The organism is Actinomycetes bacterium (assembly GCA_024222295.1).
Taxonomy (GTDB): Bacteria; Actinomycetota; Acidimicrobiia; order Acidimicrobiales; family Microtrichaceae; genus JAAEPF01.
In genome coordinates, this window is record JAAEPF010000051.1 from 36,025 (window position 1) to 61,092 (window position 25,068).

Below are 25,068 nucleotides of genomic sequence, written 5' to 3' on the forward strand. Positions count from 1 at the left end.
TTCGGCGCAGGTGCGCGTGAGCGCCCCTTGCTGGGGAACCACATCCGCCTGTCGAGGTCCCACGTATGTGTTGCCGACAGTCTGTGTCATGGGCGTCACGGGCCCTTGGCCGCTTGCGGGCATGCGCAGGCTTGAAACGACCGCGTAGGTGTACCCCGATCGCCCCGGCCGCGCCTGTAGGCTCGTACCCAGTCGACTGCGCCACTGAGCCGCGAACCGAAGGGACCAGCGGATGTCCAACCCCCCACCCGCCCAACAGATGCCGCCCGCACTAGTGGGCCTGCCCCAGATGCTGCAGGACGGCAACCTGCCGCTCATCCAGCAGGCGCTCGACAACGGCGACCTGGCCATGCTTTCGCAGTACCTCACGGGTGAGCAGCTGAGGGAGTTCGAGTTCTCCGTACGCGCGGGCGACGTCGACGCGGCCCGTGCCGCCGTCGCGGGCGTCGAGGTGCCCGGCGTGGGCGTCCTCTGGCCCGGCAAGCGCAACCCCTGGCCGATCGTCGCCATCGTGGTGGTCGTCCTGGCGCTCCTGGGCGTCGGCGCGTGGCTGCTGTTCGGAGGCGACGACGAGACCAAGCCCATTCCCGAGACCCTGGCGGGCGACTCCAACTACACGACGTTCGCAGGTCTCATCGAGAAGGCCGGCCTCACCTCGTTGCTCTCCGAGACCGGTCCGTTCACCACGTTTGCTCCCGACAACAAGGCCTTCGAGGCCCTGCCTGCCGGCGAGATGGAGGTCCTCGAGACCGACAACGACAAGCTCCGCCAGGTCGTGCAGTACCACATCACCGCCGGCGCACTGAAGGTGGCGGACCTGCCCGCCAGCATCCCCACACAGGACGGCCCCGACCTCACGGTGGAAGGCTCCGGTGACTCGGCCACCATCAACGGCGCCAAGATCATCAAGCCTGACTGGGAGGCCACCAACGGCATAATCCAAGGCATCGACATGGTCTTGGTGCCGCCGGGCCTCGACCTCACCGCCCCGCCGTCACAGAACGTGATGGAGGTGCTGTCCAACAATCCGAACTACTCGACACTTGCGAGCCTGCTGACCGATGCGGGCCTGTCCGAGACTCTCAGCTCGGCAGGTCCCTTCACGGTGTTCGCTCCCCAGAACACCGCCTTTGCGGCGCTGCCGCCCGAGCAGCTGCAGACGCTTCAGGACGATCCGCAGCTGCTGCGCACCGTCCTCAACTACCACGTCGTGGCCGGCAACCTGCCTTCCTCGGACCTCAAGACCGAGAGCCTCAACTCGGTCGAGGGCAGCAGCCTGAGCATCGTGGTGTCAGGTGACAAGGTGACCGTCAACAATGCCGAGGTCGTTGACCCGGACCTCGTGGCGAGCAACGGCGTTGTGCACGGGATCAACGCTGTGCTCGTGCCGCCGGGCGTGGACCTCAACCCGACCACCACGACTTCGGAGACGACATCCTCGACGACCAGCAGCACCACGTCGTCGACCACCTCGAGCACCACGTCGTCGACGACGTCGAGCACGACCACCACGACTCCGACCAGCTCTTCGAGCACCCCCTGACCTGACCATGCCGGCCGGGCCAAGCGGTCCGGCCGGCAAGGGATGTAATCTCCGCCCACGGCTAACCGGGGGCGACATGGCGACGAAGACGAAGATCGGGTTGTTGGCGGGCGCAGTCGCTCTGACGGCCGGTGCGTGCGCAGCGCTGGCCCCAGCGGAGGCCGATCCGCGCGATGTGCCGGTGACGACCACCACGATCCCTGTCGGCTGGCCGGACACGCCCGTTGGCGACGACCTGGTGGACCTCAACGAGATCCAGCTGGTCGGATCGCACAACAGCTACCACATCGCACCCGGCGCTCCAGCTGCCAGCTTCCTGGCCGGCATAGCCTCGGCGTTCCCCGAGATCGCGGCCGGGCTCGGCAATCCGGCCGCTCTCAACTACACCCACGCGTCGATCACACAGCAACTCGAACGCGGCATCCGAACCTTCGAGTTCGACATCTACGCGGACCCCGACGGCGGACGTTTCACGGCCCCCGCGCTCGCCTCGGTCATCGGCTGGAGCGACCCGTTCCTGCCCGACAACCTGAGCCAGCCCGGATTCAAGGTGATCCACATAGCGGACCTCGACTGGCGCACTCACTGCGCCACCCTGCAGGAGTGCCTCGGTGAGATCCGGGCGTGGTCCGACGTCCACCCTGGCCACACACCGATCATGGTTATGCTCGAGATGAAGGGCGGCAGCCTTCCCGAGGGTCTTCCAGCCACCCCGATCCTGCCGTTCGACACGGCGATGCTCGATGCAGTCGACGCGGAACTCAATGGGGCGGTGGGGGACCGGCTGATCACACCCGACTCCGTGCGCGGTGGAGCTGCCGACCTCAACACGGCGATCACCACAGCCGGATGGCCATCACTGGCCGAATCCCGGGGCAAGATGCTCGTTGCGATGGACAACGCAGACCTGCGTGACGAGTACCTCGTGGGCCACGCGGGCCTCGTCGGCCGCGCGATGTTCACCAGCTCTGGGCAGGGCCAACCTGACGGTGCCGTTCTCAAGATCAACGACCCCGGCGACGGTTCGGCAATCGCGTCCGCGGTGGCCCAGGGCTACATCGTGCGGACCCGCGCGGACGCCAACCCCGCACCGGGGGCCATCCTCGATCCGGCGCGTCGCGACACGGCGTTGGGCTCAGGAGCGCAGATGGTGCACACCGACCACCCGGTGGGAGAGCCGGCCAACAACGGCTACATCGCCGATCTCGGCCTTCCCGTGCAGGCCCGGTGCAACCCGGTCAACACCACAGCGGCCACCTGCTCACAGACGGCGGTTGTGGAGCCCAACTGAGCCTGCCTGCCAGTGCTTTGACCTGATGCCGCTGCCGTCCCGGACCGGGTGCTCCGCTCCGTGCACGGGTTCGCGGGCTACAGTGCCGACGTGAACAGGGCGGCGAAGCGCAGCCCGTGGTGGACCGTCACCGCGATGGCCTTTCCGCTGCTGATCCTGACCCTGGACTTCTTCGGGGTCACCGTCGCTCTGCCCGACATCGGGCGCGACCTCGGGGGCTCGACCGGCACCCTCGAGTGGACGGTGAACGCGTACCTCCTGGCGTTCTCGGCGCCCCTGATCGCGCTCGGGCGGCTCGCCGACATCGTCGGACGCCGCAAGATCGTGCTGGCCGGCACGGTCATCTTCGCGGCAGCCTCCACAGCCTGTGCGTTGGCCCCGACGCTTGGATTCCTGATCGCGGCGCGCGTGGTGCAGGGCGTAGGGGCGTCGATGCTCTACGGCACGTCACTGTCGATCGTCAGCTATGCGTTCACCAAGGAGCGCCGTGGAGTCGGCATCGGGGTATGGACCGGCATCGGCACGATCGGGCAGTCGATCGGCCCGCTGATCGCCGGCGTCTTCACCACCTCGCTCGACTGGCGCTGGTTCTTCGTGGTCAACGTGCCACTCGCGATCGCCGGCGTCGTGTTCACCCTCATGTTCGTCGAGGAGTCGACCGATCCGGAGGCCGAGCGTGTCGACTGGCCCGGGTTCGTGGCCATCACAGCGGCATTGGTGATGGCGACCTTCGCGTTCCAGACCGCATCCAACGAAGGGTTTGCGGTGCTGGCATCGTGGTTGCCCCTAATACTCGGGGTGGCGCTGGGCGGCGCCTTCGTGCTGCTCGAGCGGAGGTCGCGTGATCCGCTGGTCGACTTCACGCTGTTTCGAACGCGGGAGTACGCCGGCGCAGCCGTTGTCGCGTGGACGGGCAACTGGGTGTTCAGCGCCATGATGTTCTTCGTCACCCTCTACGTGCAGTACGCACTCGACTACAGCGCGCTGGCAGCCGGCGCGGTGTTCCTCGCGTACACGGTTCCCTTCGCTGCGATGGGACCGGTTTCGGGCAAGGTGTTCGAGAAGTGGGGTGCGACCTGGCCGATGTTCGTGGGCATGGTGATCGTCGCCGCGTCGTGCGTGCCACTGGTGCTCAGCGACGCCAACACCGGACTCGGGCTGGTGGTCACGGCGCTGGGCGTCACCGCGATTGGCCAGGGGCTCGCCTACAACATCTCGACCACAGCGGCCATGAATGCCGTCACCGATGACAAGGCGGGTCTCGCCTCTGGGGTGATCTCCGCCATACGAATGGTGGCGCTGGTATTCGGCATTGCGGTCAGCGGTTTCGTGTTCAAGGTGTTCGAGACCGACGGCTACGACAACGCGGTGGCAGCGGCCGGAGGTCAGCTGTCGTCGGCCGACAAGTCGGAGATCCAGGGGCTGCTGGCCGGATCCGACGAAGCAGCCCAGAAGCTCACTGAGCTGTCGCCGGCCACCGCGGACCAGGTGGAGGGCATCGTGCGGGTCGCGTTCACAGACGGCCTGAGCGCAGCGTTCATACTCAATTTCGTCGTCGCGGTCATCGGTGTGGCCGGTGCATTGCTGGGCCGCAAGCGCCACGTACCCGAGAAACCCGACGAGACCGACGACTCGTCCGGTGTGATGATCCGGTCCCCTTACCACTCGATCCCGATCGCCAGGACCGCCGACATGACGATCGGAACCTAGGCCCCGAGGGTGGAGGCCGACTCGACGTCACCGAGTCGCCGGAACACCTCGTCGAATGCCCGCCGGGTGGCCATCAGGGCAATTATCAGGGCCACCACCTGCAGGAACCCGCCCAGTTCCACGTGTTCGCTGAACACGATGTCGACCGATTCGAGGATGACGAACTTCGACAGGAACAGGATGAGGAATGTCACGAGCAGGCCGACGGCCCTCCACGCTCCGCCGAGCTCCCTGAAGAAGGCCGAGGTGCGGTGCTCCAGGCCGGTGATGACGTCGAGCAGGGCCTTGAGCAGAACGGCTGTGAGTATCGAGATCCAGAAGGAGTCGATCACGACCGCGTCGGAGAACTCGACGAAGAGGTTGAGCACCACGATGTAGACGAGCACGTCGGTCATCCACGAGGCGAATCGCTGCTGTGCCCTCGTGATCGTGATGGGTGCCGGTTCGTTCATCTGGTGGCTCCAGCCGCAGTGGACAGCCGTGATTCCATGTTGTCGCGACCTCGGTACCGTACCGGCTCAGTCCAGTCTCATCTCGAAGGTGTCACCGGGTTCGAGCACCACGAACTCGCCGAGTACGTCGATCGCAACCGGGACCTCGTGTCCGGTGTCGTCGGAGAGCCGCACGAGGATATGGTCGTGACTGAACTCGAGCCGGATGTTCTGGCGGCGGTAGTTGATCCCGAAGGCCAGCTCGTGAAGCTCCTCTGGCAAGCGCGGGTTGATGTAGAGCACGTCGCGGCGGGTCTCGATGCCGCCGTAGCAGCGCTGGATGAGGTCGACGGTGCCTGCCATGGCGCCCATGTGGATGCCCTCGCGCGTGGTGCCACCCTGCACGTCGTTGATGTCGGACTCGAGCGCCGAGCGGAAGAGGCTCCAGGACTTCTCGCGGTCGAGCCGGCTGTGCAGCCAGGCGTGCACCATCATCGACAGCGTGGAGCCGTGCGAGGTGCGCTCCTCGTAGTAGTTGATGTTGCGGGCCAGGGCGTCGGGTTCGAGCTCGTAGCCGAGCCGCTCCCAGATCTCGCCCAGCTCATCGGTGCTGAGCACGTAGAACAGCATCACCGTGTCGGCCTGCTTGGCGAGCTTGTATGCGTTCGGTGTGTCGCCCTCGGCTTCGAGGATCCGGTCCAGGCGAGCGATCGAGTCGTAGCGAGAGCGGTACGAGTCCCAGTCGAGCTCCTTGAGGTCGGCGTACCCCTCGAACTGACTGAGGATGCCGTCGTCGTGGAAGCACAGCCGCATCTTGCGGCTGATGTCGCCCCATCGGTCGAGTTCGTCGTCGGAGATGCCCAGCGTCTCTATCAGCTCCGCGCGGCGCGTCGACGGCAGGATCTCGAGCACGTCGAACGCCCGGCACAGACACCAGACTGCCATCACGTTCGTGTAGGCGTTGTTGTCGAGGCCGGGCTCGTCGCGGTCGGGGTAGCCCTCGTGGAACTCGTCGGGCCCCATCACGCCCTTGATCTCGTAGCGGTCGAGTGCGTGGTTGTAGGTGGCCAGGCTCGCCCAGAAGCGGGCGATCTCGAGGACCATGCGCGCACCCCAGAAGCGCATGAACTCGAGGTCGGTGGTCGATTGCCAGTAGCGCCACACGTTCAGCACCACAGCTGCGTTGATATGGCGCTGGAGCCGCGAAGCGTCGGGGATCCAGTGGCCGGATTTCGGATTGAGGTGAAGCTCCTGGGTTTCCTCGCTGCCGTCGCTGCCCGACTGCCACGGGAACATCGCTCCCTCGTGGCCCTCCGCAGCGGCTGCCTCGCGGGCCCTGCCGAGCCGGCGGGCGCGGTAGCGCAACAGCGCCCTGGTGAGCTCCGGCACCCGCAGGGTGAGGAACGGGAAGATGAACAGCTCGTCCCAGAAGATGTGGCCTCGGTAGGCCTCGCCATGCAACCCGCGTGCGGGCACTCCGGCATCGATCTCGGTGGTGTTCTTCGACACGGTGGCGAGCAGGTGGAAGATGTGCAGGTTGAGCACCCGGGCGGTGTGGCCCACGTCGCCCTTCAGGGTTATCCGGCTTCGATCCCATACGTTGGACCAAGACCTCACGTGGCGTTGGAGCAGCTCCTCGAAGCCCTCGGCGACGCTGATCGCGTGTGTTGCAGCGACTGCCGGGGAGTAGATGCCCTGATCGCGGGAGCAGTAGATCGAGACGACCTTCTCGACGATCATCTCCCGGCCCTCGCCAGCCTCGATTTCCATCAGCATCCGCACGTGCCGCTCGGTGGCCTCACAGGTCGCGGTGGCCGGCAGCCTCTCGCCGCGGGAGTCGAACACCCTCGTGCGGGCCCCCTCTGCGATGGCTACCCCGGAGTCATTGGTGCGTACCTCCAGCAGCATCGAGTCGTCGTCGAGCGCATGAGACTGCACATGTTCCAGGTGGTCGGTGCCGAGGTCGTTGTAGCGGGCGACGCCGGTGTTCTGCACGGTGCCGTCGAGTGCCGACTCGATCTGGACCGGCCCCGAGAAGTCGAGGGGTACGAAGGTCGACTCGATTGCGAGCAGATGCGGGTCCGACAGGCTGACGAAGCGTCGCTCGGTGATCGAGAGCGTTCGGCCGTCGGAGTCTCGTAGTCGGCTCTTGCGGGTGAGCACCGCCCTGCGCAGGTCGAGCTCCAGGTCGTGCGACTCCACGGTGTCGGCCTCGGCGGAGAACCACGATCCCCCTAGGGCACGGAACCGCAGCGGCAGCCAGTTGGGCGCGTTGACGAGGCTCTCGTTGGTGACCTCACGACCCTCGACATTCGTGGTTATGCGATTGAACACTCCGGCCAGGTAGGTGCCCGGGTAGTGGCGGTCGTCGGCTTCCGCCTCCGCGAGCGCGCCGCGGGTGGCGACGTATCCGTTGCCCAGGGTGCACAGGGCTTCACGCTGGCCCTCGTGCTCGGCCACGAATCCCGAGTAGCTCCAGAGGAACTCGTTCATGGCTCAGCCAGTTCAGCGGTGAGTTGCTCGAGGAAGACGCGTACCGCATCCGGGTCATCCAGGCGGTCATGGGCTGCCGTGGTGCGGTCCTCGGTGCCGACCACGATGCCCACGCCCCGCGAGCGGACCTCGGCGAAGCCGTCTTCATCGGTCACGTCGTCGCCTATGAATATCGCCAACGCGTCGGCCGGGTCGAGGCCCGCTGCCTCGACGAGCCAGCGCACGGCCTTGCCCTTGTCCCATTCGATCGCCGGGCGGAGCTCGAAGATGCGCTTGCCGCCGGTCATGCGGATCTCGGGATGTGCGTCTGCCGCGGCTGCCACAGCCGACTCGACATCGGCTACCAGTTCGTCGGGCGTGGCGCGATAGTGCACCGCGATCGCAAAGCGCTTGCGCTCCACCCATGCGCCCTCGACCGCCCCGATCGGGTCGGCCAGTTCTCTCTCGGCGGCATCAAGTGCCGGTAGCGCTGCCGCTCCGTGTTCGAACTCCTGGCGGCTCCCGTCGGGGGAGCGCACGTCGAAGCCGTGGCTGCCGGAGAACCAGATCGGTGCCTCGCCGACCATGTCGAGTACGTCGGGCAGGTCTCGTCCGCTCACGACGCCGACGACGGTCTTCTCGGCCAGCGCTTCGAGCGCAGCGCGCGTGGCGGGGTCGATGGTTGCGTCCTCTGGCCGGTCCACGATCGGTGTGAGTGTGCCGTCGTAGTCGAGGAACACCGCCACGGTGCGCCCCGCGACCTGGCGCGTGATGTCGTGGTCCTCAGTGGCCACAGGAAGGTCGGCCAACACCGCTCGGGCGGGAATCGCCCGTCGGACGCCGTATGCGTCGCCGACGGCGACCACCTCGAGGTCTGCGCAGTCGGGCACCACGATGTCCGCGTATTGCCCCAGCGGGTCGGCATTGCGGGTGCGGTCGAGTCCGATCACCAGCCCGAAGTCGCCCTCGCGACCTGCGCGCACGCCCGAGATTGCGTCTTCCACAACTCCGGCGGCACCCGGCTTCACGCCCAGTCGGCTGGCGGCTTCGAGGAACACGTCGGGAGCCGGCTTGCCGGGGAATCCCATCTCAGCCTGCACCAGTCCGTCTACACGCGCCTCGAACAGGTCGTCCATCCCGGCCGCATGAAGCACCATCTCGCAGTTCTTGGATGCCGAGATCACCGCAGTGCGGATTCCTGCTTCGTGCAGCGACTCGATGAAGCGGCGGGTGGTCAGGTAGGGGAGCACCCCGTGCTCGTGGACCGCGGCCTCGAACGCCGAGTTCTTCGTGTTGCCCACTGCACAGACCGTGGAGTCCCCGGGTGGGTCTTCGGGGTTGCCCCGCGGCAGCTCGAACCCACGCGAGCGCAGGAAGGCATCCACCCCGTCGTAGCGGCCGATCCCATCCACATGGTGGCGATAGTCGGCGTCCGTGAAGGGCTCGGCGGCGTCGCCTGTCGCATGCTCGGCCAGGAAGCCGTCGAAAACGCTCTTCCATGCAGAGAAGTGCACCGCAGCGGTCTGGGTGATGACGCCGTCAGTGTCGAATATGACGGCTTCCAGTTGTGGCACCCGACCTCCTGCTCGTGTCCGTCGTCGTGTCTCGGCGGCGGCGACCTTTGGCGCCGCAAGAGACTATCGGTGCCAGGAAGTGATTCTCCATGTGTGCGGCATCCTTGCTGCAAACATCGCGTGAACTCTTGTCGGCACGGTCTCAGACACGGTCGGAGCGGCGGAGCAGGTGGAGCGCCGGTGCTCCGAGCACAATCGGAAGCCAGAACGTGAACAGCCGGCACAACAGCACCGCTGCGACCGCCTCGGGGAGCGCGATTCCGGCCGCGGCGAGCCCCGCCACGAGCAGGACCTCGGTGGCGACCACGTGGCCGGGCGTCGGTACCACGGTTGCCGCGACCGAGGCTGCGAAGAGGATCACGCCCACCGTGGCGACTGGAGCATCAGCGAACACCTCCAGCGAGTTCCGCAGCGCCACGAGGCTGGCCACGGCCAGCAGCAGTGCGGCCGAGGCGGTCGTGGCGAGCCGTGATGGTGATCCGCTCAGTTGCGCCAGTCCGGCGCGCACCCCGGCCGTCCCCAGCTGGGTGGAGTGTGAGACATGCTGGCGCACGGCCGGGAACAACAGGGAGAGACCGGCAAGCACGGCCACAGTTGCGAGCCCTGCCCACAGGGCTTCGGGCCGGTCCACGTCGACCGACTCGAAAGTGTTTCGCCCCGCCCAGAAGAGGAACACCACGAGAAGGAACAGCCATGCCCCCACGTTGACCGCCCGCCCGAGGGCAGTTGCTGCGACTGCCTGTGAGTTGGTCAGCCCATGGCGTTCCAGGTACCGGGCGGTGAGGGAGTTGCCGCCCGCGTTGGACGGCGCGGTGGTGGAGGCGAAGCGGGCTGCGAGCGCCGCGAGCTGGGTCGGCCACGCAGGCAGTGTCGCCGGCGCCATCGAGTAGAGCTGCCATCCGAGCGACGCCAGCAGGGCGATGGTTGCTGCCACGACCGTACCCATGTGGCTCCAGTCGGCGGCTGAGACCACGTCGGCCATGTCGTCGAATCCGATCACCATCGGCACGCCCACGTACAGAAGGAGCGCGGCCGTGGCGAGCACTCCTCCGGAACCGGGTCGGAATCTCGTGAGCGGATCCATCTCGGGCTGGTCGATGCCGCACTGCGAGATCACCTCGGCGCGTAGCTCGCCGAGTAGTCCGGGGTGTTCCTTGAGGGCGGTCTGGGTCGCACCGCTCAGCGCCACGACCTGCAGCCGGCTGACGCAGTCGCTCACGCCTGTTTCGCCGACTCCCTCGATGGCGCTGGACACCGCACGGCGGGGGCCGACTGCGACGGCGAGCGAGGCAAGGAGTTGCGCCACATCGGCATGCAGCAGCGAATCGGATGCCGCCACCTCGGCGAAGCCGAAGTCGATGATCCAGGGAGTCATGTCGTCGTCGATAAAGACGTTCGCTAGTCGCAGGTCGCGGTGTGCGATGCGGTGTGTCCTGAGGATCGAGACCTGCTCCCACAGGGCTGCGAGAACCTCGTCGGTGACTTCACGGGGCTCGACCCCGTCCAGGGATCGGCCGGGGATCAGGTCGTAGGCCAGCAGGAACGAGTCCTGGCCCACGCTGGCCACGGCCCGCATGCGCGGGGTGAGCACGCCCACATCGCGCGCCTGCAACGACACCAGCGCCTCGTGTTCGACCGTCCTGCGCAGCGATGAGTCAGGGCGTTCGTCACCGACGTTTCGCAGCCTTAGCCGGCGGTACAGGCGGAAGAGCAGGTCGGCGGCCCTCTCGTTGGCTCCAAGCACCTTCACGAAGAGCTTCTCACCGCTCTGAGCGGTCGCGAAGTACGGGGTCGACCCGCGTGCGTCCACCGAGGCCGGCTCCAGCGAGGTGACCGGTAGGCCGGCCGCGGCCAGGGCTGCGGTGATCGCAGTGCGGGTGGGGCGCGAGGTGGGTCGGCCGAAGAGCAGCAGTGTGGCACTGCCGACCGCGGGACCCACCGCCAGGGCCACCACGGTCGCCGCCGGAGGATGCAGTGAGATGACCACCTGCAGCAGCAGCATGGCACCGAACAGTGACCACAGGGTTTGGCGCCACCGCCGCGTGACGAACGGGGAGAAGACCACGATCGCGGCGGAGTTCTGCGCCACTTCGGTTGCATCGGGCAGGCCGCCGCGGTCCAGCCCTGCTTCGCGTGCCACTTCGTTGATCGCGCCGCTCAATCCGAGCCATGAGTCGATCGATCCTATTACGAGCGAGCAGACGATGCTGGCTACCAGCACGTAGCCGAACGTGCGCAGCCGCTTCGTGAGCAGGGGCAGTAGCAGCGTCAGGAGGGCCAGGCTGAGCGATATGAGCGCCAACAGGCCTTCGAGTATGCGGACCAACTGGGTGCTGCCAACGGCGAGCAGGGCGACGAAGTCCCTCTGGAATCCGCCAACGGCGTCGCTCAGCAGCTTCGTGACCAGCACCACCACGATCACGACGGTGACCGACACCAGAAGCCTCAGCAGGTCCTCGGGTGAGCGTTCGTAGCCAGACACCGCCTCGGCGGGGTCGAACATCTCTTCGTGGCCGGCTCCGCGTGCAGCCGTCGCCGAGTCGGGGTGGTCTCTGCCGGGGGGCGGGCCGGTGGTGGGAGTGGTCGAGGTCATGGTTGACGGGCGGGTCGCCAACGACGCTACCCGGATGGTGCGCGCACACCGATGCAAGGCCTGCTTTCAGCGCCGCTACCGTGATCCCGATGCAGGACCGCGCCGCAGCCGAGCTCCGACCGGCCATGCAGGGGCCGGCTTCCAGTGCCGAACCTGGTACCGCCTGGCCGCAGCCCGACCATCTGGTGAGGCCACCCGGGTTGCTTGTGCGCATCGGCGGGGGAGTCGCAGTGCTGGGTGCGACCAGCTGGGTTGCAGTCGAAGGCCTCCCAGAGTGGGAGGAGCGGCTCTTCGAATCCCTCAACGGTGGGCCGCGCAACCTGGAGTTCGTGCTGTGGCTTCCGATGCAGCTCGGATCGCTCTTCGGGCCGTTCGTCGTGGGTGGGCTCACATGGCGACACCTTCGCCGCTGGAGGCCGGCAGCCGGCTCGGTCGTCGTCGGGGTGGTCTCGTGGCAGGCGGCGAAGGTGCTCAAGGGTGCGGTCGAGCGTGGCCGGCCGTTCTCGATGCTCAGCGAGTTCGCCAACAGGGCCGGCACGCCACATGAGGGGCTCGGCTTCGTGTCCGGCCATTCCGCGGTGGCGTTCTCGGTGGCGGCGCTGTTGTCGCCCTACCTGTCACGGCGGGCGCGGGCGCTTGCCTGGTTGCTCGCCTGCGTGGTCGGGCTCGCCCGGATCCAGGTGTCTGCACACCTGCCACTCGACGTGGTGGGAGGCGCCGCTCTCGGATACTCCATCGGCAACGGCTGGAACCTGGCGGTTGGGGTGCCGGGCCAGCCACGCCGACACAGCGCCCGGCGGGGGTGAGGTCAGGCCCGGGTCAGGCGAGGGTGCCGCGAAGGATGCTGGCACCGGAGTGGGTGTCGTCACCGTCGTCGAGCTCGCTGGAGATGTCGACCACCGGAAGCACGTTCGGGTCGACATCACCCGGCAGCCGGACCTCGACGGTGGTGCTGTCCTGGCTGAAGCGGGCGACCGAGGCCATCTCGCTCACGTCGGGAGCGAGCAGCCACAGTTCGTAGAAGTCTGCTGATTCCTCTGGGGAGAGGTTGGCCACGTCGACCACTAGGTAGGTGCCGTCGTCGCGGTCGACGAGTTCAGCAGATGCGCTGCCCGCGCCGGCGAGCAGCTCCATGTCGGCCGAAGCCACGACCTCCTGGTCGGGTACCTGGTTGCTCAGTGTGGTGACCACGCCCGCAATGAGCACCGCCGCAGCGGCCACCGCGCCCAGCACCACCAGATTGCGTGTGCGGTTGTCCATACGGCTGTTCCGACGCCGTCGGTGCGCGGCGAGATCGGTAACCCCGGAAGGTGACTGACCCGGACGCGGACCCGCTCTCGTGCTGCCGGCCGGTCCACCTCTGCCGAACACCTCGGCCTCGATCGCGCCGAACAGGTCCGGTGGTGGATCGTTGCGGCGGCGGTCCTTTACAGACACGGCACGCAGGGTCTCGATGGTGAGATCTTCAGGATCCACTGGCATCGAAGCCCTCCAGGTGTTCGCGCAGGCGCTCGAGGCCGCGTCGGATGTCGCTCTTGACCGTACCGAGAGGAACGCCCGTTTGCTCCGAGATCTGAGCGTGAGTCATGTCCGACCAGAAGGCCAACTCGACCGCCTGGCGTGCCCGCTCTGGCAACTGGTCGAGCGCCTCGGCGACAAGCATCCGTTGGCCCATCGCCTCGATGCTCTCCTCGTCGGAACCGAGCTCCTCCGGCTCCTCGCCATCGGCGGTCTGTGGGCGGCGCCCCTGGGCACGGAGGGCGTCGATCGTCTTGAAGCGGGCGATCCCCATCAGCCAGCCGGTCAGTGTTCCCGAATCGGGCCTGTATCGCGCGCGGCTTTGCCACGCGGAAACGTAGACCTCCTGGGTAACGTCTGCCGCGGCCTCAGCTCCGAGGCTACGTCGGCAGAACGAGTAGACCAGCCGCGAAGTCGAGTCGTAGAGCGACTTCAGCGCCGCTTGCTCACCGGCAGCAAACGCGGCGACGACTGACTCGTCGAGGGTCTCGGTGGACGACACCTTCGGAGAGTAGCCACCATCGCCGGTCAGCGGAAGTGCAAGGGCCGTGCTCATCGAGGTCCCTGCGGTCGTCGCCCGCATTCTGGGCAGCCCCGGTGATCGTCCATGTACTGCTATTCGCCGGCATTTTCCCCACGGATGCAGCTAGGCCGGGAATATTCCATCTATGTCCGGCTGTCAGCGCATACGTCTCAGGGTTCGTCGATCCAGGCGGGTGCCGACTCGAGCAGGAAGCGGCTCACCTCGAGGCAACGCTCGAGCACGTCGCAGAGCATCTCCTCGCCCATGTAGACCTGCCACATGCCCACGTTGACCCGGGCGATCACCGACAGGGTGCGCACGGACGGGTCCGTGACGATCTGGAACGAGTCGACCGCCGACACCTCCACGGGCAGGTCTGGGCCACCGATGCCTGCCAGCTCGGTGGCCAGCAGGAGCAGGTCGGGGCCGTTGGGCACCGGGGGGAGGGACCAGTTGAACGTGATCGGGATCTCGAAGCGTTCCTCGGGCTCCTCGCCCTCCGGCAGCGGGAGCAGTGCGTCCTCGAACGCGAGCATGGCCCTGGGGTCGACTTCGACCGACAGGTGGAACTCCAGTGGGCCGCCGCACGCCTCTTCGGGGTGCAGGTCCACCTCGAACGACTGTCGCATCGAATAGGTCTCGACGAAGTGCCGCTCATCGTGCACATGGAAGCCGTGGTCTGCTGCGTGGTTCTTCAGGTCCGACACGAAGCCGGCCACATCGATCATTGCCATCGCCAACAAGAGTGCCAGTCCCGCGGCGTTTGGCAAAGCTCCATATGTTTGACCCGGCCACCGGTAGCCTGCGCCGATGGCCCCCGGACCCTCCGAATCGGAAGTGTCGGCTCTGCTCGACGCCGCTGCCTCAGCGGCTTCCGAGGCGCTCTCCCGACACCGGGCGGCCAACGCCGGGGTCGGAGCCTTGCGGGCCAAGGGCGAACGACCGGGTCAGTACCGCCTCGACCTGGTGGCCGACGAGGCCGTGCTCGGCGTGCTCGGCCAGGCGGGGGTTGGCGTGCTGTCGGAGGAGTCCGGGCTGACCCGGGGCGATGCCGAGTTGGTCGTGGTGGTGGACCCGGTGGACGGCTCCACCAACGCGTCGCGTGGCATCCCCTGGTACGCGAGCAGCCTCTGTGCGTTGGACGCCGAGGGCCCATGGGTAGCACTGGTGGTGAACCTGGCGACCGGCACCCGCTACACCGCAGTACGCGGCATGGGTGCCTGGCGCGACGGCGAGGCGATCCAAGCCGCCGAGACCACGGAAATGGCCGACTCCCTGGTGGTCCTCAACGGCATCGCCCCCTACCTGGGCTGGCGCCAGTACCGGTCACTCGGCGCGACTGCGCTCGACATCTGTGCGGTCGCCGATGGGTCGGTCGACGCAACCATCGACTGCACATTCGACGCGCTCGGTCCCTGGGACTGGATGGGCGCGATGCTCGTGCTGACGGAGTCGGGCGGCCACATCGCGGACGTGCACGGTCGCGACCTCGTAGTCCTCGACCATGAGGCCAGGCGCACGCCCGTGTCGGCATGCACGCCGGAGCTCCACGAGGCGGCGCTCGCAGCGAGGAAGGTCGACTGATGCGACGCAGGCTCATGGTTGCGGTGCTCTGGGCGTTCGGCCGGCTTCCGCGGGGGATGCGTCGTGCCGTCGTGAGGGCGTTCTCGCCGAAGTACACGGTTGGCGCGCTCTGCATCGTGCGTCGCGACGACGGGTCGGTATTGCTGGTGCGCCACAGCTACAACCGGCGGTGGGGGACAGTGGGCGGGCTGGCGAAGCCGGGCGAAGCTCCGGAGGTCTGCGCAGTGCGCGAGGCGCGTGAGGAGTCGGGCCTGGAGGTGATCTTGGTGGGGGAGCCCGCCGTGATCGTGCTGCCGCAACTTCGCCGCGTCGATGTCGTGTTCCTCGCCCGGCCAGCTCCATGGGTCGACCCCGACACCGCTCGCCCGACCTCGGCCGAAATCCTTGAGACCCGTTGGTTCCCGCCCGGCCAGGCACCGGAGCTGTCTGCCGACACCGCCTCTGCATGGACGGCCCTGGCCCGTGCAGGGCTGATCGACCGCCCGGGCCAGCTGCCCAGCTGATCGCTGGGCCGACCGTCAGCCGGCGCGGCCGGCCGATCCCAGATCGTCGGCGCCTGTGTCCGATGCCAACGAGTTCGGGGCCGTCTTACCGGATCTCGGCATGGGCCCGTCGTCCAACGCCACAGCGGCGTTGCGCGCAGGGAGCAGCACCCGGCAGTACTCGGCCAGGCGGTCTCGTGCGGTCGCCGAGAGGTGCGTGAACGACAGGCCCACGATGTGCCCGATGTCGGGCGGCGGTGTCGGCCGCACGGCGCGGACCTCGGCCGCCACCGTTGCCTGGTGGACGGTGCCGTCGAGTCCGGGGATGCGGAGACCGACCACGAAGGGGCAACCGATCCGCGGCGCCGATGGCATGCGAACGGACGCTCCGCGCTCCGACACCTCGAGGAGGTCGACCGTCACGCCGCCCACTCGTGCCGTGCTCTCGACAGCGAAGCGGGGGCGGCCCCTGCGCGTGCGCCTCGCGGCCCTGAGAAGCACGCCGCCGATGGTCGCACAAAGGGCGAGCGCTGCGGCCAGTGACACGGTTGTGGCCGCCGTGGGTAGTTCCGGCAGGAAGGAGGGTCCCGCCGCGCTGACCGCACGGACTAGTGCCGCCAACGCGATTGAGGCCCCCGAGGTGACCAGGAGTCTGGCCCTGATCCGAGGTCGGAGGTGGCGATGGCCGGCGGTCGGCGGGGGAGTGCGCAGAGAGGCGGACACCGAACGGGGAACTGCCAACCCCAACCATGCGGTCGTGTATGCGCCCATCAGCAGCCAGTGGTCCTGCGAGCGTCCTAGCTCGGGGCTCAGTCCACGCGCCAGGCGTCTGCGAGCGAGTGTGAACAGCGCCATCCACAGCGCCCACGCGGCGACCAGCATCCATGGGTCGGTGACGATCGGCAGGCGGCCGGTGAGGAGGGTGGCCACCAGTACGGCCACGCTCGCGAGGCGGCGGGGCCCGGCCAGGTAGGTCGCGATCGTGCCGAGGTAGGAGAGGCGCTGCCCCCTGCTGAGTCCGCCGGGGAACAGCGGTGAGCTCGGGGTGCGCAGCGACTGGATGTTGCCGGCGGCCCATAGAGCATGGCGGGCGACGAAGCCCTCAACGTCGGCTTGCGCGAGGGTCAGCGCCGTCGGCTCGCCATGGAACGTCGAGGTCCACCCGTCCGCGTGCGCTGCAAGCGACATCTGGAACGTGGGGGTGTCCGTCTGGACCGGCACCCCGCCGAGTGCGTCAACCGCCTCACGGCGGAGCAGGGCACCCGAGCCGCACCAGTAGGCGGCCCCGTGGTGGTTCTTGCCGGGCTGCATCACGCCGAAGAACAGTGCGAGCTCGTCGATGCCACCGTCGTAGTCGCCGGCTGAGGGGCCGTACACCGCCTGGCGGCCCTGGGCACACCACACGGTCTCATCTGCGAAGTCTCCCTGCAGTGCTCCGATCATCTCGGGCAGTGGAACGTCGTCACCGCGCAGAACCGCGATCAGCTCACCGTCGAGTCGGTCCAGCACGGAGTTCAGGTGCACTTCGGGCTCGGCCGAGGCGTCGAGGCCCCGGGGACACATGACCTCGATGCCGAGTGATCTGGCCAGATCGGCCACCTGTTGGCGGCACAGAGGGTCCAAGACAACGGTGCGGTGCTCGTGTTGCAGCGCCACGCACCCGATCAGTGTGGCTCGCAGCACCTCGGTGGGCTCGTCGCGGGCAATCACCACTACGTCTACGGTGTGTTGGCGCTCCGGAGACACGGGCTGGTCGAAGCGCAGCCGCCAGGTTTCCGCCGCGAAGCGGACGAGTGACAGCAGGGTCGTTGCTTCCGCCAGCCAGAGGGGCCAGAACAACCACGCGTCCGTGCCGCTTCGGGTCCAGCCGGCCCGCCAGCCGAGGTAGACGACACCGGCGGCCAAGCCTGTCCAAACGGCGGCACGCGCCGTCGGAGCCGGGTCGTCGATGTGTTCCGTCACCCCCCACGGATCGGCAGGGTGGGCTCCGATGTGAACCGAGGCGCCAGATGCCGAAGGTGGAGCCGACCGGCGGTCGACCGGCCATGCCGTCCGGGCGAACAACGCGCATCGGTCCAAGGAGGTCGCCAGGGCGGCGGGCACGCTCTTTCGGGAACCGCGCCGAGCGGCGATACGCTCTCTCGCTCCGGGCGTGTAGCTCAGTTGGCTAGAGCGCTTCCCTTACAAGGAAGATGTCGGGGGTTCGAGTCCCTCCACGCCCACCGAGTTTGAGTCAGTTCCAAAGAGATCGCACGCTGACCAATCCACCGCGCGAACTGGAATTCCGAGCTCTTCGGGGGACAACCACCGTTCGAAATCGATGACCACTAACAGTTAGTTGTGTAGCGTTCTAGTTAGTTGTGTAGTGTTCTAGTTAGTTGTGTAGCGTTCTAGCGCAACAGTCGCCCTGCCAACCCTCTAAGCTAGACCTATGGAACTGAGTGCTAGGGCGCTTGGAGCAGTTCCTGGAGGGCAGCTTGATCTGCTGCCTTGCTCCGAGCCCCAACGTAGACACGATAGGGGTGCAGCTAGGTCCAGCTCCGCTGTGAGTTTGTCCGGGCACAGTGCTCCAACTGGCTGTCAGCCGTCAGCTGGACTGCCTTCACTTGCGTGTCGTGGGCGGAGTTTCGGTGGTTTCGTGTTGTCGTTCGGTCGAAGGCACTCCCAACCCGGGGGATTACCCAACTCGCAGCATCACCTTCTTTGCTTGCCATCGCCCCAAGAGGAAGCTGCAACTTGCGCGGCGGTCGGCAAAGAAAGAGCTTGTGCCAGCCAGCCCAACCTCCGGCGTCCCCAAAACCTCACAAGCAGCGCTGACCAGTAATCCTGTCATGAGCCCAGAAGATCGCTTCCCTTCCTATCCGATGATACCGACCGTTCACAAAGGTGTGCCAGGAGCTATGCGTATTAGAGCACTAGTGATAATGATCCTCCTTGTCAGCTTGGCCGCCGGATGCAGTAATTCCGGCGATTCCAAGTTCGAACGCGTGGAGGGATTGCAGCCGCACTCGGTGGACGCAGACTTGGTGTTCACGAACGGTGGGGGTAGTTCAACTCACTCATTGGGCGAGCTTGAAGAAATAGAGATGGTCCGGACCGAAGTATATGAGCCGTTTGTTGAGGCCAGAACCACCTTCGAGGGGCCAACAGTAGAGGCAGTGGTCGATCACTTGGGGTGGGGTACAGATGCAGAAGTCCAAATAGTGGCCCTCAATGAATACTCCTATGATATCCCTATCTCTGACCTCATTGAGGGCGACGCTGTCATCGCCACACGTGAAAATGGTGGCTCGATTCCGCTGGAGGAAGGTGGGCCTGCCCGTATAATATTCCCTGATTGGAGCTCGCAGGGCGCCATCGAGGACGCTTGGGTCTGGTCTGTGGAGACGATAGAGGTCCTGAACGGACCAGGGGACTAGGAGACCTCAGGTGCGTGGACCAAGTCGATCTGAAAGATCTCCAAAATCCCGGGTTCGAGGCATTCTTTTAGTCCTCCTACTGGGTAGTTTGGTGGCAACTGCTCTTGCCGCGTTTCGGCTCTACTCGGTCGCTAGCGAAATCTCCTCAAACAGCGAACTAACCAGGGATGTCAGCGGCGGTGTCTCCGATCTTCGTCTTGACAGCGAGTCTATTGCTGACCTGCTGGACGGCTCTACCCTAAAGCAGAAGGAGGCCGTCGGTCCCGACACCGACCCTGTCTTGGTTGGTGAGCAGCATCGGCGACCTACCATCCAAGAGATCGCCCTGTCGTACTCTCTGGCGCGTCGACAGGTCGACATCGCCGGCGACGATATTTCTAAACTGTCAGATCCAAGAAACGATGTCCTATACAGCGACCTCGTAGGAGCCTACGACGAGGTCGCTGTATTGCTCGATAGAGCATCAGAGTCCGGTGACTTTGATTATTCTGCCGGTCAGACATTGGCCCCACCCCTGAGGTCGACTTCTAGAAGGCTCGTCGACAACGCCTTCGCAGAGGTGCGGCAAAATGCGTCTGATAACAAAATCAGTATTCAACTCGAACTCTTGATCGTGTTCCTTCCGTTGGTGAGCTTGGCGCTTCTATTCTTGCTCGGGAAGGAGAATGAGAGAGACGTCCAGCGTCGGCTCGCAGAAGCAACACAAACACTTGAGGCAGGACACCGCTTCACCAAAATCGAAGCGGAGGCTCTAGAACGTATTGCCCAGGGCAGGCGCACTTCAGACGTCCGAAACTATCTAGCCCAAGTTATCGATCGGGAGTCTTCTGGTGAGTGGACGCTGGGTCAAGCGAATGTAGTGGCAAAGTCTGCTAATGCTCCGGCCATACCCTCCAGCTTCACTGGTATGATTCCAGGCATACTTGAGGTAGCCGCCGAACGGGACCGGATAACCGACTCGTTAGTATCTGAGGCTCGCACTGATCCTCTTACGGGTCTTGCCAACCGTGCGGCGTTAACTGGTGGTCTGTCTTCAGCAATGAGAGGTAGCCGGGATGATGATGTGGCATTTCTCTTTATTGATCTATCTGAGTTCAAGGACATAAACGACAATTTCGGGCACCGAACTGGAGACGCCGTTCTACGTGAAATAGCGTCGAGGATAGAGGCAGAGTGTCCTGACAACGGGTTGGCGGGCAGGATAGGCGGCGATGAGTTCGGCATGCTCCTTACGGAGACCGACTCGGCCGCTGCGAGAGATGTCGCCCACCGAATTCTGGAAGCTGTGCGGGCGCCAATTTCCTGCGACCCCGTCGACCTGACCGTAGGTGCATGCATCGGAATAGCATTCGCAAGGGCGGAACACGATAATTCGGAAGAACTGCTAATGGAAGCTGATCAGGCTATGTATAAAGCCAAGGCAGTTGGTGAGCAAATTGTACTCAGTGATGCAAGGATGCGATCTGCCATAGATAGGCGCCAGGCCATCGAAGATACAATAGTGCGTGCTATAGATGCCGAAAATATGGAGCTTCGCTACCAGCCTATTGTCGATACAGGCAGCGGTCGTATTGCCGGGGTAGAGGCACTCGTGAGACTTCGATCTGGCGAGCGGCTGATGCAACCTTCTGAGTTCCTCCGTGTAGCCGAAGAGACGGGACTGATTATTCAGATTGATCGCTACGTAATGACTCACGCGGCACGCCAGGTTGCGAGCTGGAACACACGGGATGACATCCAGCTGAATCTGGCTGTCAACATATCCGGTGTGCACTTGAACCAGGGCGACCCCCTCGGAGCGATCAACGCTGCGGTCAAACAGTCAGGCCTGCAGATGGAAGATCTGACCATCGAGATATCGGAGGGAGTATTCCTAAACGATCCGACGGCTGTCGCCGAGAAGATGGCAACGCTGCGCAGGCTGGGCGCCAAGTTTGCAATTGACGACTTCGGTGTTGGGTACTCGTCCCTGGCGCAATTGCGGCGGTTGCCGATCGACAAGTTGAAGATCGACCGCGCTTTCACTCAGGAACTTGTTCTCTCCAGCGAGGGTGATGCGGTCGTGAGGGCGATCCTTGACGTGGCAGGGGCGTTGAACCTAGAGACCGTGGCTGAAGGGGTAGAGTCGGTCGAACAACATCAGCGGTTGCAGGACTTGGGCTGTGAATACAGTCAAGGCTATTTCTTTGCTAAGCCTATGACAGCTGGAGAACTTGCCAAGCAGTGGTTGCACAAGGCTGAGGAACTACAGCATCGCTAACCGTCGTTCAGCGCCATGTTCGAGCGTTCCCATGGCATGTTAGTTCGGCGAATTTGGGCTAGCCCCATACCGGCCGGCCACTCAGTCACGGTCGCCGAGGCGGGCCATGTATGCGGCACGCACTGCGAAGTTGCGGCGCATGGAGAGAAGGTTCTCCTCCACGAACTCCTCGCGGTAGGACTTGTCAACGAGGGCCGAGACCGTGAACTGGAGCCCGGCAATCGCCGCGATGAAGGCCGCGCAGCGCAGCAGTGCGCCGGTCAGGACGATCTGGTTCTCCCAGAGCGTGAACTCCGCCACGGCTCCGGAGAACTGGTCGCCGGTCCACAGGGCGATGGTGTCCTCACTGACGAGGAACGTCCCTAGCACCACGTAGAAGACGAAGATCGCAAGGGTCACGAAGATGATCTGGATCGACTGGCTCGTGAAGAACACCAGGCCCACGTTCAGCCGCATACGACGCGACTGCGGGGGCACGTGCGGCGGGTCCTCCAATCCGTCGACGCCGAGCGAGTCGATCGGGGTGCCATCCAGCAGCGGCCCGACTTCGGACCAGCGATCGAAGTGCCCGGCAGCCGAGACCTCCTGAGGCAGCCGGATCACCATGAACAGCGAGCCGGTGACCACCAGCAACGCGACTGCGGCCGCGTAGAAGTCGCCGGGGATGTCGGTAGCGACCCTCCACATCTCTGCGTTCACGAACATGAACATCGTGAAGATCAAGAGGAGGGGCAGGGACCGGATCATCAGGTTGGCGACGTTGGCCAGCTGTCTGAACAGCTGAACAATCGCCCAACGGGTCATGGGCAGCAGTCCGTAGGAGACCACCACGTAGACGACGATCAGAACCAACAGGTTGAATCCGAGCGTGAGCGCAGCGGTGGCCCACTGCAGCCCGAACAGCACCGGCAGCACGCTCGGCACCAGCACGAAGGCGCTCAGCTCCCGTGCTCCGATCTTGTCAGGGCGGCGGTACCAGGGTCGGCCGCGGGCGCGGTTGAGCAGAGCCAGCGTGAGCACCAGTGCCACCACACCGCCGACCACCACGAGCACGTTGGCCCAGGTGGGCAGGTCGTCGGATACGCCGTTGACCATCTGGGACACGAACACGACGGTGAGCACCGGCCATGCCCGGGTGAAGATGTCGTCGGACGCGGTGTAGTCCTCGATGAAGTGGGGCACGCCCCGGCTCACGAACCACCGCTCAGTGAGCCGTCGCATCTCGGCGCGGTCCTCGGCGGTGGTCACGGGCACGCCATGAGTCTTCCCGACGGCCGTGGGGGATTGGTGGTTCTAGGCGGGATCGAGGACCAGGTGCACGTGTGCGAGCCGGCGCACGAGCAGGCTCGGGATGTGCGCCGGCGCGGGCGCGGTCGGGTCAAGGCGGATGTCGCTTGTCGTACGGATGAGGGCCTCGGTGACGATCCGGGCCTCCAGACGGGCCAGCGGGGCGCCGAGGCAGTGGTGGATACCCCACCCGAACCCGAAGTGGTCCCGCGGGTTCGCCCGGTCGAGGAGGACCGAGTCCGGGGCGTCGAATGCCTCCGGGTCGCGGTTGGCCGACGCCCAGATCAGGAACAGCCGGGCCCCTTCGGGGATGCTCACGCTCGCCAACTCGGTGTCGCGGCTGGCGACCCGGAAGTGTCCCCTGAACGGGCTCTCGAGGCGCACCACCTCTTCGAGGAACGGCTCTAGGAGGGATGTGTCCGCTCTTACGCGGGCCTGGATGTCAGGGTTGCAGGCCAGCACGCGCGCCGCGCTACCGATGAGGTTGCCGGTCGAGTCCGACCCGGCCGAGACCAGCTGCAGCGCCATCGAGGTCGCCTCCGCGTCGGAGAGGCTCCCATCCTGCACCGCCTCTGCCAGCGTGCCGAGGATGGCATCGCCCGCCGAGCCACCCGGCCCTGCATCAGCGAGGTTCTCGCGCAGGTACTTCACGAATCCGAACACCGACGCAGCGCACTGCGCCAGGCGCTCTGTTGAGGCGACACCGCTGAGCAGCTCGACGCCATCGTCGGACCACTGCTTCAGTCGGGGCGTGTCTTCATCGGGCAGGCCCAGTAGGGCCGCGATCACGTGCACCGGCAATCTCGAAGCGAGTGAGTCCATCCACTCGATCGAGCCTGCCTCCACCAGCGGCGCCAGCATGGCCGAAGCCAGTTCTTCGATCATCGGGGCGGCGGTGTTCACCTCGCGGAAGGTCCGCGCCACCACCTTGCGTTGCCGGGAGTGGTCGGGGGGGTCCGCAGTGGCCAGCACATCGGCAACGGTCGAGGCCGACGCGCCGAAGTCCACGAGCTCGGAGCCACCACTGCCTGTGGCATTCGCCTGCACGAAGGCGGTCAGGTGCGACGAGAAATCCTCCTTGCGACCTGCTGCCTCCTTCACATCTGCGTAGCGCGAGACCAGGAACAGGTCCATCCCGGGGATGTGGTGCACCGGCGAGTCCTCCCGCAGCCGTGCATAGAGGTCGTAGGGATCCTCGAGGTTGTCGAGGTCGAACACGTCCAGGTCGGGGGAGCCCATGGTTTCCTCAGTCTCTCTCGCAGCTGCTCGCTCGGCTGCGGTGGTGCACGGCGGCCTGCTCGAAGAGGGGGGCGATGTGCAGCAGGTCGAGCATCGCCGGATCGTATGGCACCAGCGTGGTTGAGCGGTAGGCCTCCCCGGGTGAGCCGTGCGATGCCTATCGTCTGGCCATGGCCACGACGTCAGGCGGAATCACGCCCACACTCTCGATGAACCTGCTCAACTTCGCCGCCGAGTCGCCCGAAAGCTGGGAGCCACTTCTCGACCGGGCGGTCTCGATCGAACGTGCGGGCGTGGACCGGGTGATCGTGTCGGACCACATCGCCTTCGGGGAGAACCTCGATGCCTACGGCGATCCGTCATCCGGTGGAGTCGAGGGCGGCCGTCAACCGACCGGCCCTGACGGCGCGTGGTTGGAGCCGCTCACGGTGCTGGCGGCGGTTGCCGGTCGCACCACGCGGGTGAGGCTTGCCACCGGCATCCTCATTGCGTCGCTGCGCCGCCCCGCAGTGCTCGCCAAGACCGCGGCCACCATCGACGCGATCTCCGGTGGCCGCCTCGACCTCGGCGTGGGGGTCGGGTGGCAACGAGAGGAGTATGAGGCGGCCGGGCTCGCCTTCGAGGGCCGCGGCAAGCTGCTCGACCACACGCTCGCTGTGTTGCAGACCTTCTGGACCGAACAGGCGGCTGGCTTCAGCGACGACCGGCTCGCCTTCGAGCGGATCCACCAGGCGCCCAAGCCGGTGCAAGCCGGAGGCGTGCCCATCTGGGTGAGCGGGCGGCTTCACGGGGGCCGGGCCGACAACGCCGTGCTGCGTCGCATCCTGAGGTTCGGGTCCGGCTGGATTCCGTGGGGCGATGACGCACAGGACCCTGCCCCGGCCATCGCTCGGATCCGCGAGGCGCTTGCCGAGGCCGGCCGGGACCCGGCCGGGTTCCAGGTGCAGGGCGCGCTCGCCGTTCCAGCCGATGCGGGCGTGGCGGGGATAGAGCAGGCCCTCGAGTCAGCTCTGGCACTCAACGAGGCCGGGGTGACCGACTTCCAGGTCTTCCTGCGGTGCCCCGACCACGAACTCGAGGACCGCCTCACACCGATTGTCTCGACCTTCCACTCGGCGTTCGCGTAGTTGCCCGCGTCGTCT

General features: G+C 65.9%; 19 protein-coding genes and 1 tRNA gene. 10 read left to right on the forward strand and 10 right to left on the reverse strand.

Features of this window, described 5'->3' with window-relative positions:
- Window positions 1-232 precede the first annotated feature (232 nt).
- The 3 genes from GY812_14605 to GY812_14615 all read left to right on the forward strand — a co-directional run bounded on the left by GY812_14605 (window position 233) and on the right by GY812_14615 (window position 4,544).
- Window positions 233-1,543, forward strand: coding sequence for a fasciclin domain-containing protein (locus GY812_14605; GenBank protein MCP4436712.1), 1,311 nt, complete (start codon window positions 233-235; stop codon window positions 1,541-1,543).
- Window positions 1,544-1,619: 76 nt separating this feature from the next.
- Window positions 1,620-2,834, forward strand: a complete 1,215-nt coding sequence (locus GY812_14610; protein ID MCP4436713.1) for a hypothetical protein — start codon at window positions 1,620-1,622, stop codon at window positions 2,832-2,834.
- 90 nt (window positions 2,835-2,924) lie between these two features.
- A complete protein-coding gene (locus GY812_14615) occupies window positions 2,925-4,544 on the forward strand; it encodes an MFS transporter (GenBank protein MCP4436714.1) in 1,620 nt (539 codons plus the stop codon).
- Here GY812_14615 and GY812_14620 read toward each other — a convergent pair.
- The 4 genes from GY812_14620 to GY812_14635 form a co-directional block, all read right to left on the reverse strand.
- Entirely contained in the window at window positions 4,541-4,996 is a 456-nt protein-coding gene (locus tag GY812_14620) for a hypothetical protein (GenBank protein MCP4436715.1), read from the reverse strand. The two genes, GY812_14615 and GY812_14620, sit on opposite strands and share 4 nt — an antisense overlap.
- A 66-nt stretch (window positions 4,997-5,062) precedes the next feature.
- Window positions 5,063-7,468 carry a glycoside hydrolase family 65 protein gene (locus GY812_14625; GenBank protein MCP4436716.1) on the reverse strand — a complete coding sequence of 802 codons (2,406 nt, stop codon included), beginning with the start codon at window positions 7,466-7,468 and terminating at the stop codon, window positions 5,063-5,065.
- Window positions 7,465-9,021: a trehalose-phosphatase gene (gene otsB, locus GY812_14630; protein ID MCP4436717.1), complete on the reverse strand. Its 1,557-nt coding sequence runs from the start codon at window positions 9,019-9,021 to the stop codon at window positions 7,465-7,467. Before otsB ends, GY812_14625 begins: the two co-directional genes overlap by 4 nt.
- 142 nt (window positions 9,022-9,163) lie before the next feature.
- The gene (locus GY812_14635) at window positions 9,164-11,614 is read right to left on the reverse strand and encodes a phosphotransferase (GenBank protein MCP4436718.1); all 2,451 of its coding nucleotides are present in this window, start codon (window positions 11,612-11,614) and stop codon (window positions 9,164-9,166) included.
- A gap of 89 nt (window positions 11,615-11,703) precedes the next feature.
- Between GY812_14635 and GY812_14640 the strand changes: the two genes are divergently transcribed.
- Complete coding sequence (locus GY812_14640; GenBank protein MCP4436719.1) at window positions 11,704-12,420, forward strand: phosphatase PAP2 family protein; 717 nt, start codon at window positions 11,704-11,706, stop codon at window positions 12,418-12,420.
- Between the two features lie 13 nt (window positions 12,421-12,433).
- Here the strand turns inward: GY812_14640 and GY812_14645 are convergent, their stop codons facing one another.
- The 3 genes from GY812_14645 to GY812_14655 all read right to left on the reverse strand — a co-directional run bounded on the left by GY812_14645 (window position 12,434) and on the right by GY812_14655 (window position 14,389).
- Window positions 12,434-13,051, reverse strand: coding sequence for an anti-sigma factor (locus tag GY812_14645; protein MCP4436720.1), 618 nt, complete (start codon window positions 13,049-13,051; stop codon window positions 12,434-12,436).
- A 28-nt stretch (window positions 13,052-13,079) separates the two neighbouring features.
- Window positions 13,080-13,688 (reverse strand): sigma-70 family RNA polymerase sigma factor, encoded by a 609-nt coding sequence (locus tag GY812_14650; protein ID MCP4436721.1) that lies wholly within the window; start codon window positions 13,686-13,688, stop codon window positions 13,080-13,082.
- A gap of 137 nt (window positions 13,689-13,825) precedes the next feature.
- Window positions 13,826-14,389, reverse strand: coding sequence for a hypothetical protein (locus GY812_14655; GenBank protein MCP4436722.1), 564 nt, complete (start codon window positions 14,387-14,389; stop codon window positions 13,826-13,828).
- A 76-nt stretch (window positions 14,390-14,465) separates the two neighbouring features.
- On the opposite strand from GY812_14655, the gene GY812_14660 reads away from it, so the two are divergent.
- Together GY812_14660 and GY812_14665 are read left to right on the forward strand one after the other, a co-directional pair.
- Window positions 14,466-15,239, forward strand: coding sequence for a hypothetical protein (locus tag GY812_14660; GenBank protein ID MCP4436723.1), 774 nt, complete (start codon window positions 14,466-14,468; stop codon window positions 15,237-15,239).
- A complete protein-coding gene (locus GY812_14665) occupies window positions 15,239-15,742 on the forward strand; it encodes an NUDIX domain-containing protein (GenBank protein MCP4436724.1) in 504 nt (167 codons plus the stop codon). The genes GY812_14660 and GY812_14665 overlap by 1 nt, the downstream gene beginning before the upstream one ends.
- A gap of 15 nt (window positions 15,743-15,757) precedes the next feature.
- On the opposite strand, the gene GY812_14670 is transcribed toward GY812_14665, so the two are convergent.
- Complete coding sequence (locus GY812_14670; protein ID MCP4436725.1) at window positions 15,758-17,683, reverse strand: hypothetical protein; 1,926 nt, start codon at window positions 17,681-17,683, stop codon at window positions 15,758-15,760.
- Between the two features lie 186 nt (window positions 17,684-17,869).
- Here GY812_14670 and GY812_14675 point away from each other — a divergent pair.
- From GY812_14675 to GY812_14685, 3 genes are all read left to right on the forward strand, one after another.
- Window positions 17,870-17,943: transfer RNA gene (locus GY812_14675), tRNA-Val, on the forward strand.
- Between the two features lie 609 nt (window positions 17,944-18,552).
- A complete protein-coding gene (locus GY812_14680) occupies window positions 18,553-19,140 on the forward strand; it encodes a molybdopterin-dependent oxidoreductase (protein ID MCP4436726.1) in 588 nt (195 codons plus the stop codon).
- A 91-nt stretch (window positions 19,141-19,231) separates the two neighbouring features.
- A complete protein-coding gene (locus tag GY812_14685) occupies window positions 19,232-21,400 on the forward strand; it encodes an EAL domain-containing protein (GenBank protein MCP4436727.1) in 2,169 nt (722 codons plus the stop codon).
- A gap of 81 nt (window positions 21,401-21,481) precedes the next feature.
- Here the strand turns inward: GY812_14685 and GY812_14690 are convergent, their stop codons facing one another.
- Window positions 21,482-22,654 carry a hypothetical protein gene (locus tag GY812_14690; GenBank protein ID MCP4436728.1) on the reverse strand — a complete coding sequence of 391 codons (1,173 nt, stop codon included), beginning with the start codon at window positions 22,652-22,654 and terminating at the stop codon, window positions 21,482-21,484.
- Window positions 22,655-22,693: 39 nt separating this feature from the next.
- Window positions 22,694-23,926 carry a cytochrome P450 gene (locus GY812_14695; GenBank protein ID MCP4436729.1) on the reverse strand — a complete coding sequence of 411 codons (1,233 nt, stop codon included), beginning with the start codon at window positions 23,924-23,926 and terminating at the stop codon, window positions 22,694-22,696.
- Between the two features lie 170 nt (window positions 23,927-24,096).
- Between GY812_14695 and GY812_14700 the strand changes: the two genes are divergently transcribed.
- A complete protein-coding gene (locus GY812_14700; GenBank protein MCP4436730.1) occupies window positions 24,097-25,053 on the forward strand; it encodes a TIGR03619 family F420-dependent LLM class oxidoreductase in 957 nt (318 codons plus the stop codon).
- Window positions 25,054-25,068: the final 15 nt, after the last annotated feature.